The following is a 15,205-nucleotide window of genomic DNA, read 5'->3' on the forward strand; positions in this document are numbered from 1 at the left end:
AAGAGGACCTATCTTTATTCAACTAATAGGCAGGATTGTTAAATTCATATGTGGAAAACCGTATCATAAGTAGGGCGAAAATTTGGTGCAGGTAAGTGATCAAGTGTTGAGGGAAAATGTTGGATAATGAGACTAAGAGTGTCTAAGTCTTTGGTTTTGGTTTTTTTAGTAAAATCAACAATGTCGCTCTCTATTAATTTAATGTGTGATAGACTTTGTCGTTTTTTGGAATGAATTAAAGTAATTTCAGGAAATAATGCCCAATAATTGAGGGACTAAATCTCATGAATATAACCGAACTGAGAATTAATAACTTCAGATGTTTTTGTGATAAAGAAACAACTGGCTAATATAATACCCGATGAAGTCACAGAAGATCGGTTAAAGCAAGCCGCACTGATCATGGGACGAAAGTAGCTATCATCCATTCTGCCATGTCAGCGGAAGGGGTACGCTTAAAAAATCTTCTCGGCCTCCTCATATTGATAGTATCTCAAAACCGCTAATTAGTTTTAATTCAAATTGATAATGAAATATCAAAAAGCGAAAACATGTTCGTTTTTCTTGAGTTTAATTATATATTTTATGGTACAATTTAACTATATAATTTTGCATAGATAAGGGGGGAAATTGAATGGCTTTATTTTCAAGAAGAGACTTAATTAATAAAGCAAATTCAATAGTTCAGAAAAGTTACAATACGAAAACGGCATCGAAGATTTTAAATGAGGGTTACAATGCTTACAATCCATTTAAAACTTATGATATTTTTCTGTCTCATAGTTACCAAGATGCAGATGTGATTTTAGGACTGAAAAATACATTAGAGGAAAAGGGATATGAGGTCTATGTAGATTGGATAGAAGATAGACAAATGAGCAGAGAGAATGTAAATGCCCAAACAGCCAACCAATTGAGAAATAGAATGAAAAATTGTAAGAGTTTGTTTTTTGCTACTTCGGATAACTCTACAGATTCAAAATGGATGCCGTGGGAATTAGGTTACTATGATGGTTATAGAGGCAAAGTAGCAATACTCCCAATAAATAACTCTTCATATCAAAAGGATTCTTTTGAAGGCCAAGAGTACTTAGGACTCTACAATTATGTTATTGATAATTATGGTGTGTTATATATTAAATATTTAAACGGAACATCTAAAAGTTTTAGAGAATGGGTCTCTGAATAAAAGGAGGAACTGTTTTGGTATTTAGTAGGGAAATTAATAATTTTATAGATGAGTATGTTAGTGCATTAAAGGAAGGAAATGCTGCAATTTTTGCAGGTGCAGGTTTATCCATACCTTCAGGAGTTGTAAATTGGAAAGAACTATTGAGACGTCCTGCTTCAAGGCTAGGACTTAATGTAGATAAAGAAAGTGACCTAGTATCGTTGGCACAATATATCTATAACGATTCCAAAACAAAAACCCCTTTGACGGAATTGATAAATAATCACTTTAGTCAAACTGGTAGAATAAACCGCAACCATGAAGTCATTGCAGAATTGCCTATACGAACTTTTTGGACAACTAATTACGACAAACTAATTGAGCAAGCCTTAATGCAAGCAGGAAAGAAACCTGATGTTAAAAAGCGAGTTAATGACTTGCCCGTAATTAAGAGTAAAAGGGATGCCATTGTTTATAAAATGCATGGTGATGTCGAAGTGGCAGACGAGGCTGTTTTGATTAAAAACGACTATGAGTTATATGAAAAAAACAATCAGATGTTCACTATTGCCTTAAAAGGTGATCTTGTTTCTAAGACATTTTTGTTTATTGGTTTTAGTTTTGAGGACCCTAACTTAGAGCATATATTGAGCAGAATTAAAATCTTGTTAGATGACCATACCCGTACCCATTATTATTTTATTAAAGAGGTTGCTGAAGAGGATTATCCAAATAATGCAGAGGGGAAAGATCAATTTCAATACGATAAAATCAGGCAAGAATTAAAATGTGCCGATTTAGAACGTTATTCTATTAAGCCCTTAATTGTTAAAAAGTATGAGGATATAACATCAATTTTAGAAATTATCACTGAAAGGTATAACCGAAATAATGTTCTCATATCTGGAAGTGCACATGTATTTAATGACTATAAAGTATCGGGACTTAGAGCAGAAGATTTTATTCATAAAATAAGTAAAATGTTGAATCAAAAAGAATTCAAAGTTGCAACTGGCTTTGGTTTAGGGGTGGGAAGTGCAGTTATAAATGGAGTATTAGAAGGTATGGAGGAATCAGGTACAAGAAATATTAATGAACACTTAATTATGAGACCATTCCCTCAATATGCTACAAACGGGAAGGATATTAGCCAATTATGGGAAGAATACCGTCAGCAACTCATAAGTGAATGTGGAATAGTTATATTTCTGTTTGGAAATAAACTTAGTAAGAAGCAAGGATCAGACGAAGAAACAGTTGTAGACGCAAATGGTGTTATTAGAGAGTTTGATATTGCAGTAGATAAAAATGCAAAAGTAATCCCTATCGGTGTAACTGGATATGCAAGCCGAAAGTTATGGGAAAAGATAATAAATGATTTTGATAGATATTACCCAGATTTTCCACAATTAAAAGGCAAGTTTAATAAACTAGGTGAAGACGGAATTGATTTTGATCAACTAATTAATATAGTCGGAGAAATAGTTACAGAAATAAGAGGAGGAGAATAATGTCTAGAAAAACTTTTTTTAGTTTTCATTTCGAAAGAGATTCTTGGAGAGCAGGTCAAGTAAGAAATAGCGGCCTATTTAAGGGGGATAAAGCAGGATTTATTGATAAGGCTGAATGGGAAGAAGTCAAAAGAAAAGGTGATCAGGCAATTAAAAGGTGGATTGATAAACAATTAGAAGGTACAAGTACAACCGTTGTACTAATAGGGAGTGAAACATCTGAAAGAAAGTATGTTGGTTATGAGATTGAACAAAGTGCAAAAAGAGGAAATGGACTGCTAGGTATCTATATACATCAAGTCAAAGATGTAAATGGAAGAACGGATACTAAGGGTAAAAATCCTTTCGATAATTGGTATTATGAACGCAACGGAAAGAATGTCTATTTCTCAGAGATATATCCTACCTATGATTGGGTAAATGATAACGGCCGAGAAAATTTAGGCAAATGGATTGAAGCAGCCGCTAAGAATGCTGGAAAGTAAAATCGGGTTTTTACGTTAAGGGAACAAGTTGTTAGTAACTTGTTCTCTTAAAGTTTTTATAATTGGCTTGGTTAATAGTCTATCTTTTTCTTTTCCCAATTGAAATTTTCCATTAGCTTGTAGGCTTGTTTTATCGATACAAATAGAGGGTGGATACAGTTCCGCCAAAATGGTTTGCAAGTTCCATTAGGAACTGGAATCAATTATAACTTCAGTATTAAGACTGAGTTCCACAGAAAAATGACGGATTGTAATATAATGTGGACAGCTACTGGAAATAAATAAAAAACGGCCCATGACTGGATTAGTTAGAATGAAGGTTCCTACGCCACACATTCACACAAAGAGAATCCGCCATTAGCTATACCCATCTTAGCAGCAAGATAGAAATCCTCCATTGCAGGGGAAAAGTACCAGGGCGATTGCCAAGGAACTGAACAGACACCCTGCTACCATTAACAGGAGCTCCGCCGAAATGGAACTCGGCAGTCCTACCAAGCTGAGTCCTCTCAGAAGAATGCGGAAACAATCATAGGCAGCGTCAAATTGACTGCTCCAACTATGAGAAGAGTGTATCGATTATACTATTATTTACAGAGGTCTCACACAGCAAGTAGTGTGGAAACAGATGCTGTTCAAGCTAAAGTGATACAGTTACTGGAAGTTAAAGATGGATTGTTGAAATTGAGAACCATAGAAAATTACTGAATTAAAACAACCGATCAAAGGCGAAGAAGTTGAAATTCAAAGCGGAGATGTTTTAATCACAGGCAGGGGCATTGCAATGAAATTTACCGTTGTACCTGATCTAGAAGGAAATGGACCATTATATTTATCGGCTAACTTTATTGGGCTCCGTGTCATTCTCTGAGGTAGATCCTCTTTTCTTATTAGCATTCTTTGAGAGCCCATTGGTCGTTCCTTGCTTAAAGGTGCTTCATTACCAATTCTTAATGTAAAGGATATTCAGGATATTCCGATACCTGAGCAAAGCGCCGCGGAAATGGCTCAAGTAGGGCTTAAGTATTAAAGTATTGTTCGAGAAGAACGACCGTATGCAGACCTTAGAGGAGGTCTATAGCAATTTTGGGCTAAGTAAGGGATATAAAAAGAAAGAGTGATTAACAGGATTCTAGGTATGGTTCGTTGAAACTATTAATAACACATGGGTATGTTGACCTACATTGGAGGATCTGTAACCAACCGGAGATTATTTGTACCCCTGTGGTCAATAGTAACACTAGTGAAGACAAGAGGAGTATACAATGGCTAAAAAGAAAGAAACAAAACAAAAAAGTATTGAAGAAACACTTTGGGACTCAGCTAATAAACTACGTGGCTCAGTGGAGCCATCAGAATATAAACACGTCGTATTGGGACTTATATTTCTGAAATTTGCTAGTGATAAATTTGAAGAACGTAGAGAAGAGCTGATTTCCGAAGGAAAAGAAAAGTACACAGATATGGTAGAGTTCTACACCATGAAAAATGTGTTTTACCTGCCCGATATTTCACGATGGAGTTTTTTGATTGAAAATGCAAAACAAGAAGATATTGCGCTAAAAATTGATAGTGCACTCTTTACTCTTGAAAAGAACAATCCATCTCTTAAAGGTGCTCTGCCTGATAACTATTATTCGCGATTAGGTCTAGATGTAAGTAAACTAGCTTCTTTAATTGATACAATCAATAATATTGACACTCTTAAAGACAAACAGCAAGACATTGTGGGGCGTGTTTATGAATATTTTCTCAGTAAGTTTGCACTGGCAGAAGGAAAAGGCAAGGGAGAATTCTATACCCCTAAAAGTATTGTAAACCTTATTACAGAGTTGCTTGAACCTTATAAAGGTAAAATCTATGATCCTGCTTGCGGGTCGGGCGGTATGTTTGTTCAGTCTGTAAAGTTTATTGAAGCTCACCACGGAAATACAAAAGATATTTCTATTTATGGGCAGGAGTACACCTCTACCACTTATAAGCTGGCTAAGATGAATCTTGCTATCAGGGGCATTTCTGCCAACCTTGGCAATACAGCCGAGGATACTTTTTTCAAAGATCAGCACAAGGATTTAAAAGCCGATTTCATAATGGCAAATCCCCCGTTTAACCAAAAGCAATGGAGAGCTGATACTGAGTTGACAGATGATCCGCGTTGGGCAGGTTATGAAGTGCCCCCTACTGGAAACGCCAACTATGCTTGGATTCTAAATATCGCCTCTAAATTATCTGAGAATGGTGTAGCAGGATTTTTGTTGGCCAACGGTGCATTAAGTGGTGGTGGGGATGAATATAAAATTCGCAGAAAGCTGATTGAAAACAATTTAGTAGAAGCCATTATAATTCTACCACGAAACCTATTTTATACCACTGACATCAGCGTTACACTTTGGATTCTGAATAAAAACAAAAAAGCCCGAACCGTTGAGCAAAATGGAAAACTGAAAAAATATCGTAACCGTGCAGATGAAATCCTCTTTATGGATTTAAGACAAATGGGAGTTCCTTTTGAGAAAAAGTACGTTCAATTTTCAGATGTAGAGATCGAAAAGGTAGCAGCTACTTACCATAATTGGCAACAAAGTAATTATGAGAATACCTACCAGGATACCGCGGAATTTTGTTACAGCGCTACGCGGGAAGAAGTAGCTATAAAAGATTTTTCCTTAGTACCCAGCAAATATATTGAGTTTATTAACCGAGATGAGAACATTGACTTCGATGAAAAGATGACATCGTTGCAATCAGAGTTTGCTGATTTATTAAAAGCTGAGGAAAGTTCTAAAAAAGAGTTACTATGTGTATTTAAGGAGTTAGGTTATGAAATCAAATTATAAACGGTTAGGTGACTATATTAAAGAGGTAAACAACCGTAATACAAATTTGGAGGATGTTAAATTACTTGGAGTAAGTATTCAAAAGGTGTTTATTCCATCAATAGCCAATACAATTGGCACTGATATGTCAACTTATAAATTGATAACAAAGAAACAGTTCGCTTATGGACCAGTAACATCAAGAAACGGCGATAAAATTTCTGTGGCTTTACTTAACGATTATGAAAAAGCGATGATTTCACAAGCATACACAAGTTTTGAAGTGATTGATGAAAATGAATTGTTACCTGAATATTTAATGATGTGGTTTCGCAGATCCGAATTTGACCGATATGCCAGATTTATGAGTCACGGTAGTGCAAGAGAAATATTTGGTTGGGAAGAAATGTGCAATACTATTCTCCCAGTTCCAACCATCACCAAGCAAAAGGAAATTGTAAAAGAATACAATGTGTTGGTGGATAGAATAAATCTGAACAACCGCCTTATTCAAAAATTAGAAGAAACCGCACAGACTATTTATAAACAATGGTTCGTTGATTTTGAGTTTCCTGACGAAAACGGTAAACCCTACAAATCAAATGGTGGTGAAATGGAAATTAGTAAGAAATTGGATAAGGAAGTTCCTAAGGGGTGGAAGGTTGATTCTCTAAAAAATATTACTTCAACTATAGATAATAGAGGGAAAACACCACCACACAGAGAAAAGGAAACCAATTTCCCATTAATCGAAATTGGTTCCATTAGATCAACAGACAGAATAATTGACTATGATAAATGTGAAAAATATATAGATGAAGATGTTTATAATAATTGGTTTAGAAGCGGCCACCCTACAAAAAAGGATGTGCTTTTTTCGACAGTTGGTAGTTTAGCAGAAATGAAAATTTTTTGGGGTACAAAGGGTTCAATAGCACAAAATATAGTTGCATTCAGATGTAAAGAAAATATTGGTCTCTATATATATCAATTGCTATTAAATTCGAAGAATGATTTGGTTTCCTATGAGATTGGATCCGTACAAGCAAGTATTAAAGTATCTCATATTGTCGATTTTAATTTGCTATTGCCAGATAAAGAGTTAACAAATAAGTATGAAAAATACGCAGAAGCAATTACAGAAAACATATTTTTATTATGTGAGCAAAACTTAGTTTTAAAAAAGTTAATTCATATCCTATTACAAAGGATGACTCAGACATGAAATTTACAGAGGTAACCTTAGAACAAGCCGTAATAGAATTATTTAAAGCTGAAAACTATCAGCATCAAGATGGTAGGTACATTCACAAGGAAATGAGTGATGTACTTCTACGAGATGATTTAAAAACATATTTGCACAATCGATATTTAGATAATGAGATTACAGTAAATGAAATAGATAGCATCATTCGTCAAATGGAAGTGTTGCCTTCTTCTGCTCTGTACAATAGCAATAAAGCAATTATCAAAATGATTTCTGATGGTATTGTTTTTAAACGAGAAGACCGCAGTAAGAAAGACTTATATATTCAATTGATTGATTTTGAAAATTTAGACAATAATCTATTCAAAATAGTCAACCAATTAGAAATACAAGGTTACGAAAAACGCATTCCTGATGGAATTGTATATGTCAACGGTTTGCCTCTAGTAGTACTAGAATTTAAGAGCGCAATCAAAGAAAACACTACCATTAAAGATGCCTTTACACAGCTTACAGTTCGCTACCGTAGGGATATTCCAGAGCTTTTTAAATACAATGCCCTATGTGTTATCAGTGACGGAGTAAATAACAAATCAGGCTCACTATTTGCTCCTTATGATTTCTTTTATGCTTGGCGTAAAATAGACGGCATTGAAGCATTGGATAGAGAAGGTATAGATTCACTCTTCACAATGGTAAAAGGTTTGTTTAACCAAAAACGTTTACTCGATGTTGTTCGCCACTTTGTATTTTTCCCAGATACAAGTACTAAAGAAGAAAAGATTGTTCCACGCTATCCGCAATACTACGCAGCCAACAAATTACTTGAAAGCATTAAGCGCAATATGAAACCACACGGTACAGGTAAAGGCGGTACTTACTTTGGGGCAACAGGTTGTGGTAAGAGCTTTACAATGCTTTACCTCACAAGGCTTTTAATGCGAAGTGTACATTTTCAAAGCCCAACGATTGTTCTGATAACTGACAGAACTGATCTTGATGATCAGCTTTCAGGGCAATTTACCAACGCTAAGGGTTTTATTGGCGATGACTTAGTAGTAAGTGTAGAAAGCCGCGCCGAATTGAAAACCTATTTGCAAAGCAGAAAGAGCGGTGGAGTATTCTTAACTACTATTCATAAGTTTAATGAAGACACAGACCTGCTTACTGAGAGAACAAATGTAATTTGTATTTCGGACGAAGCCCATCGTTCGCAAATCAATCTCGATCAGAAATTAAAACTTACTAAATATGGTGTAGAAAAGAAGTATGGTTTTGCCAAACATTTGCACGATTCTTTACCTAATGCCACTTATGTAGGTTTCACAGGAACTCCAATTGATGGCACAATGGTTGTTTTTGGTGAAGTAGAGGATTCTTATACGATGATAGAGTCAGTTTATGACGAGATCACTGTAAGGATTGTGTATGAAGGCAGAGCTGCCAAAGTGAATTTGAATAATACCAAGCTACAAGAGATTGAAGACTATTATAAAGTATGCGAAACAGCTGGTGCCAATAAGTATCAGATAGATGAAAGTAAAAGAGCTGTAACTCAAATGGATGTTATTCTTGGTGATCCTAAACGTTTAAAATTAGTGGCAGAAGATTTTGTAGAGCATTACGAGAAGCGGATTGAAGAAGGTGCAACTGTAAAAGGTAAAGTAATGTTTGTGGCTTCCAATCGTTCGATTGCTTATGAACTATATAAACAGATAATTGCCTTGCGTCCACAATGGGCAGAGATCAGGGAATGTGATGAAGGTGTAGAGCTTACAGAAAAAGAAAGACAAGAAATAAAGCCAATTGAAAAGATTAAAATGGTCATGACTCGAAACCAAGATGACCCCAAAGAGTTGTACGATTTACTGGGTACAAAAGATTATCGAAAAGAACTAGACAGGCAATATAAAAACGAAAAATCAAACTTCAAAATTGCCATTGTAGTAGATATGTGGCTTACTGGTTTTGACGTACCTTTCTTAGATACAATTTACATAGATAAACCTATTCAACAACATTCCTTAATTCAAACTATATCGCGAGTAAACCGTGTATATGAAGGGAAAGAGAATGGTTTGGTGGTAGATTATATTGGCATTAAGAGTAATATGAATGTGGCGTTAAAAAAATATGGTGTAGTAAATGGTGAAAACTTTGATGGCACTGACAAGGCTGTTGTTATTGTAAAAGACCAATTAGATTTGCTGGCGAGGCTGTTCCACAAGTTTGATAGTTCCGCTTATTTTAAGGGAACTCCATTACAACAATTACATTGCTTAAATCGAGCAGCAGAATTTGCACAGCAAACAGAGGAAGTAGAAAAGAGATTTATGGCAATTGTTAAGAAACTTCGTTCCGCATATAACTTATGTTGCTCAAGTGAAGATATTAACCAATCTGAGAGAGACCACATCCACTTCTATTTTGCTATCAAATCTATCATTCATAAACTTACTGTAGGAGAAGCCCCTGATACCTCTCAGATGAATGAGAAAGTAAGACAGATGATACAGGAAGCATTGATTAGTGAAGGTATAGAAGAAATATTTAAACTCGATAAAAATGATCCTAATAATAATGTGGATATATTCAGTGATGAGTACTTGGCGAAAATTGATAAGATCAAATTACCAAACACTAAGATCAAGCTCTTACAAAAGCTCTTAGCCAAGGCCATTGAGGAGTTTAAGAAAACCAATAGAATTCAAGGTGTAGATTTTTCAAAAAGATTAAAGAAACTGATTGACGTTTACAATGAAAGAAAAGACTTTCAAGCAATGCAAAGTGATGTATTGGAGGATGTCGCGGACCGGTTTGCAGATTTGTTTGAAGAACTTGTAAGAGAACGAAACTCATTTAAAGACCTTGGAATTGATTTTGAGGAAAAAGCCTTTTACGATATTTTGAAGGCGATTGCCGAGAAATATAAATTTGAATACGCACACGATAAACTGCTGAAACTCTCGCAAGAGATTAAAAAAATCATTGACGACAAAGCTAGATACACTGATTGGTCGCACCGTGAAGACATCAAGGCAGAATTGAAAGTAGATTTGATTTTAACACTTGCTGATAATGGATATCCACCAGTTCCTAAAGATGAAATATTTAAAGAGATTTTTGAACAAGCAGAGAATTTTAAGAAGTATAGAGTGGATTAACTTTTGTACTTCCGTGTTTATTTGGTGGGGGGCTTGACTATCTAGCGCTTATGAAATACCCAGAGTAACAGAGTGCTTACGGTGAAAGTCCCCATAAACTATTATCAGGACGCTTTCTAGGTAGATATATTGGTGATATATTACATAACACAGTTTCAATATATATTCATTATTTTAATTCCCACTGTAGTCGAATGATATAGGGAAAAGATTGCAAGAGGTTAGTAGTTACCACAGTTTATAGTTGATTTCTAAAGAGGCTTGGCGAGGAAAAAAAGAAGAGTAGAAACTGAACTTATAAGAATTGAAAAAGATATAGACCAAGAACAGGCAGAATTGATAGAAGTAGAAGATGAAAATGATGAATTAATGGAGATTGAGGATCTGAATACTGAAGATAAATAGAAAAGTGGATCATTCAATTGAAAATATTGAATAATCCATTTTTTAGCTATCAAAGTTGAAGTGGCTAATAATTTCGTTGATATAGCCCCATTACGGTGAACTGTATCATAAATAGCATGAGTATTTTGTATGAGCAGAGACGTTTGTGGGGGGGAGTAGTAAATCAACCTTGGTCGGAAGGCAGAACGGTCTCAAGGGCAATATTTCCGGCCAAGCTCTTATGAGACGGTGAAGCATCGGTTCCCAAGCGTAGCTTTACACTGAGAAGGTATGCTAATCCGCTGCCATATTTTCATATGAGGCTGACTGGATTTCCAATCAGCCATTTTACTATGTATGATATTTACTTATGGTTAAAAATCGCTTTAAGTACATTCTTTGCCATAGCGATTTGCTGAGGATTTTGGTGTTCGAGCATATGCATTATTTCTTGAAGATCAGATTGTGATTCTTCGTTACTTTCAACATTGGGATAGATGAAGAGTTGCGATATTTCTACCTCTAATGCTTCAGCAATTTTTGCAAGATTTAACAGAGCAACGTTTTTTTCTCCCCGCTCGATTTGTCCGATATATGAAAAATGAAACCCACCTTTTTCTCCTAGAGCTTCTTGCGTTAATCCTTTTTCTTTTCTTAAGTCACGTAAACGAGCACCTATTCGTAGAAGGATCTCTTTATCCGTCATTATTCCACACCTCACTACTAAAAAGTGTAGATAATATCTCAATAGCAATACACTAGCGTTTGAATATCGAAAACAATACTTATAAATATTAATTTGTTGTATAATGATAAATATAAGTATTCCCACTATCCATGAATTCATAACATCCGGGGCAATGTTTTCAATATGAGTCGTACAATAATCAAGCGGGAGTTGAACGTAAGTGGAGAATCATTCAACCTCCAAGAATACTGACAAAGATGTGATGAAGACCTCAAAATTACAGAGAAGCGGATCTACTCAAGCTAGAATCATTGATAGGCTACATGAACGCTCACAGATTTATATGAATTCGGCATTTCGTTTTACACACCAATCCTCAGCTCATATTTGCATTGTGCTAGGTGATCGAGCATTGGAATCCATGCTGATGGCGATGTATATAAAAGATAAAAATTTGACTACTCCTCCTCATTCACTGTCCCTGAATGACGTAGTTCAGCTTACTGGTAGGGAGTCAGGCCTTGATTTGGATACTGTCATGTTTATTTATTCCATTCATTTTCTAGCAAGTTTCAAAGATACTGCCTTCCTTCAAAAAATCCAAACAGCTCATCTTCGGAGGTTGTTAAGGAGAGTGGACGATGTACTAGCTAACTTATCACGAAGAATTGCAACCTCTAGCTCAGGAGAGTATCAATCCATATTTTCTAAATGAGATGAATCCTCTCAGGTGCAATTCTTAATGATAAAAAGGATCTTGTAACACGTGAGCCCAGAGGAAATCTGGGGACAATCAGCGAAACCTCATCTCGAAGTTCAACGGCTTCAAAAAGTACCAAAACACAGCACACTGCTATTGAAATTTCTAGAAAATTGATAAATGAAGATTATATTACAGCAAATATTCTTATTTTATCTGGAGGCGGATTTGAAAGACTGATGGAGTTAATTACAAAAAAGTTCAAGGGGATTCTGTTGATCGTATGGGTGGAACGGGTGCCAACGAGGTTGATCTGATTCTTCGGGGAGGAGCGGGAATTGTTTTTTTACCGGAATGTGATTCCCCTTCATGCCAACTGCTCACAAGAATACATGAAATTATCCATGCATTTCTTGGATAGAAATCTGCTTTACGTCAGTTTATTATTATGCAACAGGGCGTTAAAATCCATGTTAAATGCCCTATATATAAAGGAGGAGGGAAGACAGCCTACGTCAGACATTTTACTAGAAGATATGCTACGGATTTTCCCCGAAGGCTCCGGGATGAATGCCGAGTCGTTGATATTTATACAATCTTTATCCTTTTTGTCACAGGAGAGCTCTTTAATCAGTAAAATGAAGCCTACACATCTAATGAACCTGATCAAGAGAGCGGATGAGCTCCTTCTCCAAATATCCAGCCTGCTAGAATTGCCTTACCAATCATACCACTCCGTTTTAAAATATAGGACCTAAGACAAGTACAAATAATTCTTTTCTAAACATATTCAGTGCAAGCAAGCAGGGGAGAATAATGAAGGATAATTTAATCCATCTATTCCCCCCCTTTTTCCGGTATGTCATGTTCCGTGACTCCCTTCATCCTACAACTCCTATCATAATGGTCATATTATTGAAAATCCCGCTCGTAATAAAGTCCCGCTAATAACTGAGAAAAAGATCCTAGTTATAAAGTGACATAGCAAGGCCTCGAGAACCTTTTCCATATAATTCTAATGAAGTAAAATATTTAAGTTAACTATGATCGGAGATCGGATTTAATCCCGAAAGCAAGATGGAGAGGTTGTTATGAGTAGAATTTTGGTCACACCGGAGATGTTGCTGCACGTTGCAGTGCAATGCTCCAGGGCGCATGAACAACTGGAAGCGAATATACACATGCTGAACCAGAACATCCATATGCTGGAGTCTGGCTGGGAAGGTACGACCAGATCCCGTTTTTATGCGGATTTTAAGCAGGCGCATCGGGAGATGATACTGACCACGGAGCATATCCAGCGTACAAGTCTGGAGCTGAGAGGGATTGCCCAACGATTTAAGTCAGCAGATGAGCGGGTACAACCGATCCATATTGCTGGGCATGTGCTGGGAGCGTACCCTATGATGAGGGGACCCGCAGGCCATAGTGCCGTAGAGGATGCCGGGAGAAAAGCGGAGGAAGCCTGGAATTCGGTGCAGCAGGAAGCCGGGAAGGCATGGGACACCGTGAAGCAAGAAGCGGGGGAACTATGGGAGGGCGTAAAGATCGGGGCAACCCAGTTAGGGAACTCGTTAAAGGATACGGCGATATCCTTGTACGAAGATCCGCTTGGAACCGGGAAAGAGATGCTCTATAATGCAACCATCGGGACGGTCGAGGATATTCACGGTACGATGGTATGGGCGGGCAGAATGCTTTTTAGCGATGAGTACCGCGAGAAAATAGCCGAAGACGTAAAGGCAGAAGTCGATTCAGCAGGCGGTTGGTCCAAATATTTGGGACAGGGGGCGGCTTTGATCCTTGGAGAGGCTATCCTCAACCGTGCTGGAATTAGGGGTAGAGGCCCGCTGAATAAGAAACATGATGATCTTGGTGGCGGAAATAGTGGCGGTAATGGTAGCAGTGATGGTGGCGAGCGTGGCGATGATGTTGACGGTAAGAAGTCGGGGAATGAGGGAACGGGAGATGCTCCTAGAAATGAAATAAGTGAACAGGTCAGTGATGCTGAAAAATTACAAAGGCCATACCATCACTTAGTAAACGTCGATGGGTTAAAGAGAGGTGGCAGACCAGGAATATCTGGTGGTCACAATATGGATAATTTTTATACTGCCCTGCAAGAAGATGCAAGGCAGTACGGACTGAGTGTGGAAAAAGATTATATTATAGGTGAACCGAAGAAACACCCCATTGAGGGGATATATGAGGTAGAGTATCAAATACCATCCTTACAACGAACTGAAAAAGATAAAAGTATTTTTGAACCGATAAAGGACCCGGAAGGCAATGTGGTAGGAAAGAGAGTAAATGACCCTAAAACAGTTTATGATCCAAATATTATCTCTAACGAAAAAATGTATAAATGGGGGAAAGCAGCATTAGAACCACAGATACAGGCCGAAAATGAAAAAAACGGAATAGTTAAAGGCGAACTAGATGGTTTGAAGTTTATAGGATTTGTAGATGAAAACGGAAAAATAAAGAATTTTTATCCTACTTTTGATTATAAGGACTAAAGGAGACAAAAGAAATGTATAGAATACTTACAGAAAAAGACGAAATTGACAAACTGGTGGAATCTTATTTCTGGGTTATTGATTTCCTAAGGGCTTTGGAATATTTTGGGGATATTGAGAGACATGGCTATGGATCAGGTCCACTAGAGGTACAATTTTCATCCTATCATGAGCCAGAGGAGGAGTACTACATTGGAGATAAGAAAGTGTGCTTTATAGGAGAGCCCCCAGCTTATGACGAAGATGTAATGGCAGTAATTGAGTATGATGAATTTTATAACTATTTAATTATATTTAGTGCAAAACATCTTGACGAGCACCCAGAAGATAAAAATAAGATTAATACTTCATTAGAAAAAATAAAAAACAGATTAGGTATATAACTTGAATAAAAAGATCGTAAAAACCTGCCAAGCCACAATGCGAGCTATCCGTCCGTATTGTGGTTTTCTTATACCCTTGTGTCAGCTCTCACCTAATGCCGAATGAGTCGGGAAGCTGAACCACCTCAAGATGATATCGATTCCCTTCATAACCTGATACAAATAACGATTATCCAA

The 15,205-nt window shown here is 36.8% G+C and carries 12 protein-coding genes; 11 read left to right on the forward strand and 1 reads right to left on the reverse strand.

Features of this window, described 5'->3' with window-relative positions:
• Positions 1-634: 634 nt before the first annotated feature.
• From OHJ21_RS25445 to OHJ21_RS25480, 8 genes are all read left to right on the forward strand, one after another.
• Positions 635-1,189, forward strand: coding sequence for a toll/interleukin-1 receptor domain-containing protein (locus OHJ21_RS25445; protein ID WP_486021498.1), 555 nt, complete (start codon positions 635-637; stop codon positions 1,187-1,189).
• A gap of 14 nt (positions 1,190-1,203) precedes the next feature.
• Positions 1,204-2,682, forward strand: coding sequence for an SIR2 family protein (locus tag OHJ21_RS25450; protein ID WP_486021499.1), 1,479 nt, complete (start codon positions 1,204-1,206; stop codon positions 2,680-2,682).
• A complete protein-coding gene (locus tag OHJ21_RS25455) occupies positions 2,682-3,167 on the forward strand; it encodes a TIR domain-containing protein (RefSeq protein ID WP_486021500.1) in 486 nt (161 codons plus the stop codon). Before OHJ21_RS25450 ends, OHJ21_RS25455 begins: the two co-directional genes overlap by 1 nt.
• A gap of 397 nt (positions 3,168-3,564) precedes the next feature.
• Complete coding sequence (locus OHJ21_RS25460; RefSeq protein ID WP_486021501.1) at positions 3,565-3,702, forward strand: helix-turn-helix domain-containing protein; 138 nt, start codon at positions 3,565-3,567, stop codon at positions 3,700-3,702.
• Positions 3,703-4,432: 730 nt separating this feature from the next.
• Complete coding sequence (locus OHJ21_RS25465) at positions 4,433-6,004, forward strand: type I restriction-modification system subunit M (protein WP_486021502.1); 1,572 nt, start codon at positions 4,433-4,435, stop codon at positions 6,002-6,004.
• Positions 5,988-7,208 (forward strand): restriction endonuclease subunit S, encoded by a 1,221-nt coding sequence (locus OHJ21_RS25470; protein WP_486021503.1) that lies wholly within the window; start codon positions 5,988-5,990, stop codon positions 7,206-7,208. Before OHJ21_RS25465 ends, OHJ21_RS25470 begins: the two co-directional genes overlap by 17 nt.
• Positions 7,205-10,354, forward strand: a complete 3,150-nt coding sequence (locus OHJ21_RS25475) for a type I restriction endonuclease subunit R (RefSeq protein ID WP_486021504.1) — start codon at positions 7,205-7,207, stop codon at positions 10,352-10,354. The genes OHJ21_RS25470 and OHJ21_RS25475 overlap by 4 nt, the downstream gene beginning before the upstream one ends.
• A gap of 261 nt (positions 10,355-10,615) precedes the next feature.
• Complete coding sequence (locus OHJ21_RS25480) at positions 10,616-10,759, forward strand: hypothetical protein (RefSeq protein ID WP_486021505.1); 144 nt, start codon at positions 10,616-10,618, stop codon at positions 10,757-10,759.
• A gap of 343 nt (positions 10,760-11,102) precedes the next feature.
• Here the strand turns inward: OHJ21_RS25480 and OHJ21_RS25485 are convergent, their stop codons facing one another.
• Entirely contained in the window at positions 11,103-11,444 is a 342-nt protein-coding gene (locus OHJ21_RS25485) for a helix-turn-helix domain-containing protein (RefSeq protein ID WP_077569634.1), read from the reverse strand.
• 202 nt (positions 11,445-11,646) lie between these two features.
• Between OHJ21_RS25485 and OHJ21_RS25490 the strand changes: the two genes are divergently transcribed.
• From OHJ21_RS25490 to cdiI, 3 genes are all read left to right on the forward strand, one after another.
• Positions 11,647-12,141 (forward strand): hypothetical protein, encoded by a 495-nt coding sequence (locus OHJ21_RS25490; protein WP_486021506.1) that lies wholly within the window; start codon positions 11,647-11,649, stop codon positions 12,139-12,141.
• 1,076 nt (positions 12,142-13,217) lie between these two features.
• Entirely contained in the window at positions 13,218-14,645 is a 1,428-nt protein-coding gene (locus tag OHJ21_RS25495) for a WXG100 family type VII secretion target (protein ID WP_486021507.1), read from the forward strand.
• Positions 14,646-14,659: 14 nt separating this feature from the next.
• Positions 14,660-15,028: a ribonuclease toxin immunity protein CdiI gene (gene cdiI / locus OHJ21_RS25500; RefSeq protein WP_486021508.1), complete on the forward strand. Its 369-nt coding sequence runs from the start codon at positions 14,660-14,662 to the stop codon at positions 15,026-15,028.
• The last annotated feature ends 177 nt before the right edge of the window (positions 15,029-15,205 follow it).

The sequence above is a fragment of the Virgibacillus sp. LDC1 genome (genome assembly GCF_025792345.1).
Taxonomy (GTDB): Bacteria; Bacillota; Bacilli; order Paenibacillales; family Paenibacillaceae; genus Paenibacillus_AQ; species Paenibacillus_AQ lautus.

Excerpts from the sequence above, each read along its gene's own strand:
- OHJ21_RS25485 (WP_077569634.1), bottom strand. The coding sequence starts at position 11,444 with ATGACGGATAAAGAGATCCTTCTACGAATAGGTGCTCGTTTACGTGAC.
- OHJ21_RS25495 (WP_486021507.1), top strand. The coding sequence starts at position 13,218 with ATGAGTAGAATTTTGGTCACACCGGAGATGTTGCTGCACGTTGCAGTG.
- OHJ21_RS25445 (WP_486021498.1), top strand. The coding sequence starts at position 635 with ATGGCTTTATTTTCAAGAAGAGACTTAATTAATAAAGCAAATTCAATA.
- OHJ21_RS25465 (WP_486021502.1), top strand. The coding sequence starts at position 4,433 with ATGGCTAAAAAGAAAGAAACAAAACAAAAAAGTATTGAAGAAACACTT.
- OHJ21_RS25470 (WP_486021503.1), top strand. The coding sequence starts at position 5,988 with ATGAAATCAAATTATAAACGGTTAGGTGACTATATTAAAGAGGTAAAC.
- OHJ21_RS25455 (WP_486021500.1), top strand. The coding sequence starts at position 2,682 with ATGTCTAGAAAAACTTTTTTTAGTTTTCATTTCGAAAGAGATTCTTGG.
- OHJ21_RS25475 (WP_486021504.1), top strand. The coding sequence starts at position 7,205 with ATGAAATTTACAGAGGTAACCTTAGAACAAGCCGTAATAGAATTATTT.
- cdiI (WP_486021508.1), top strand. The coding sequence starts at position 14,660 with ATGTATAGAATACTTACAGAAAAAGACGAAATTGACAAACTGGTGGAA.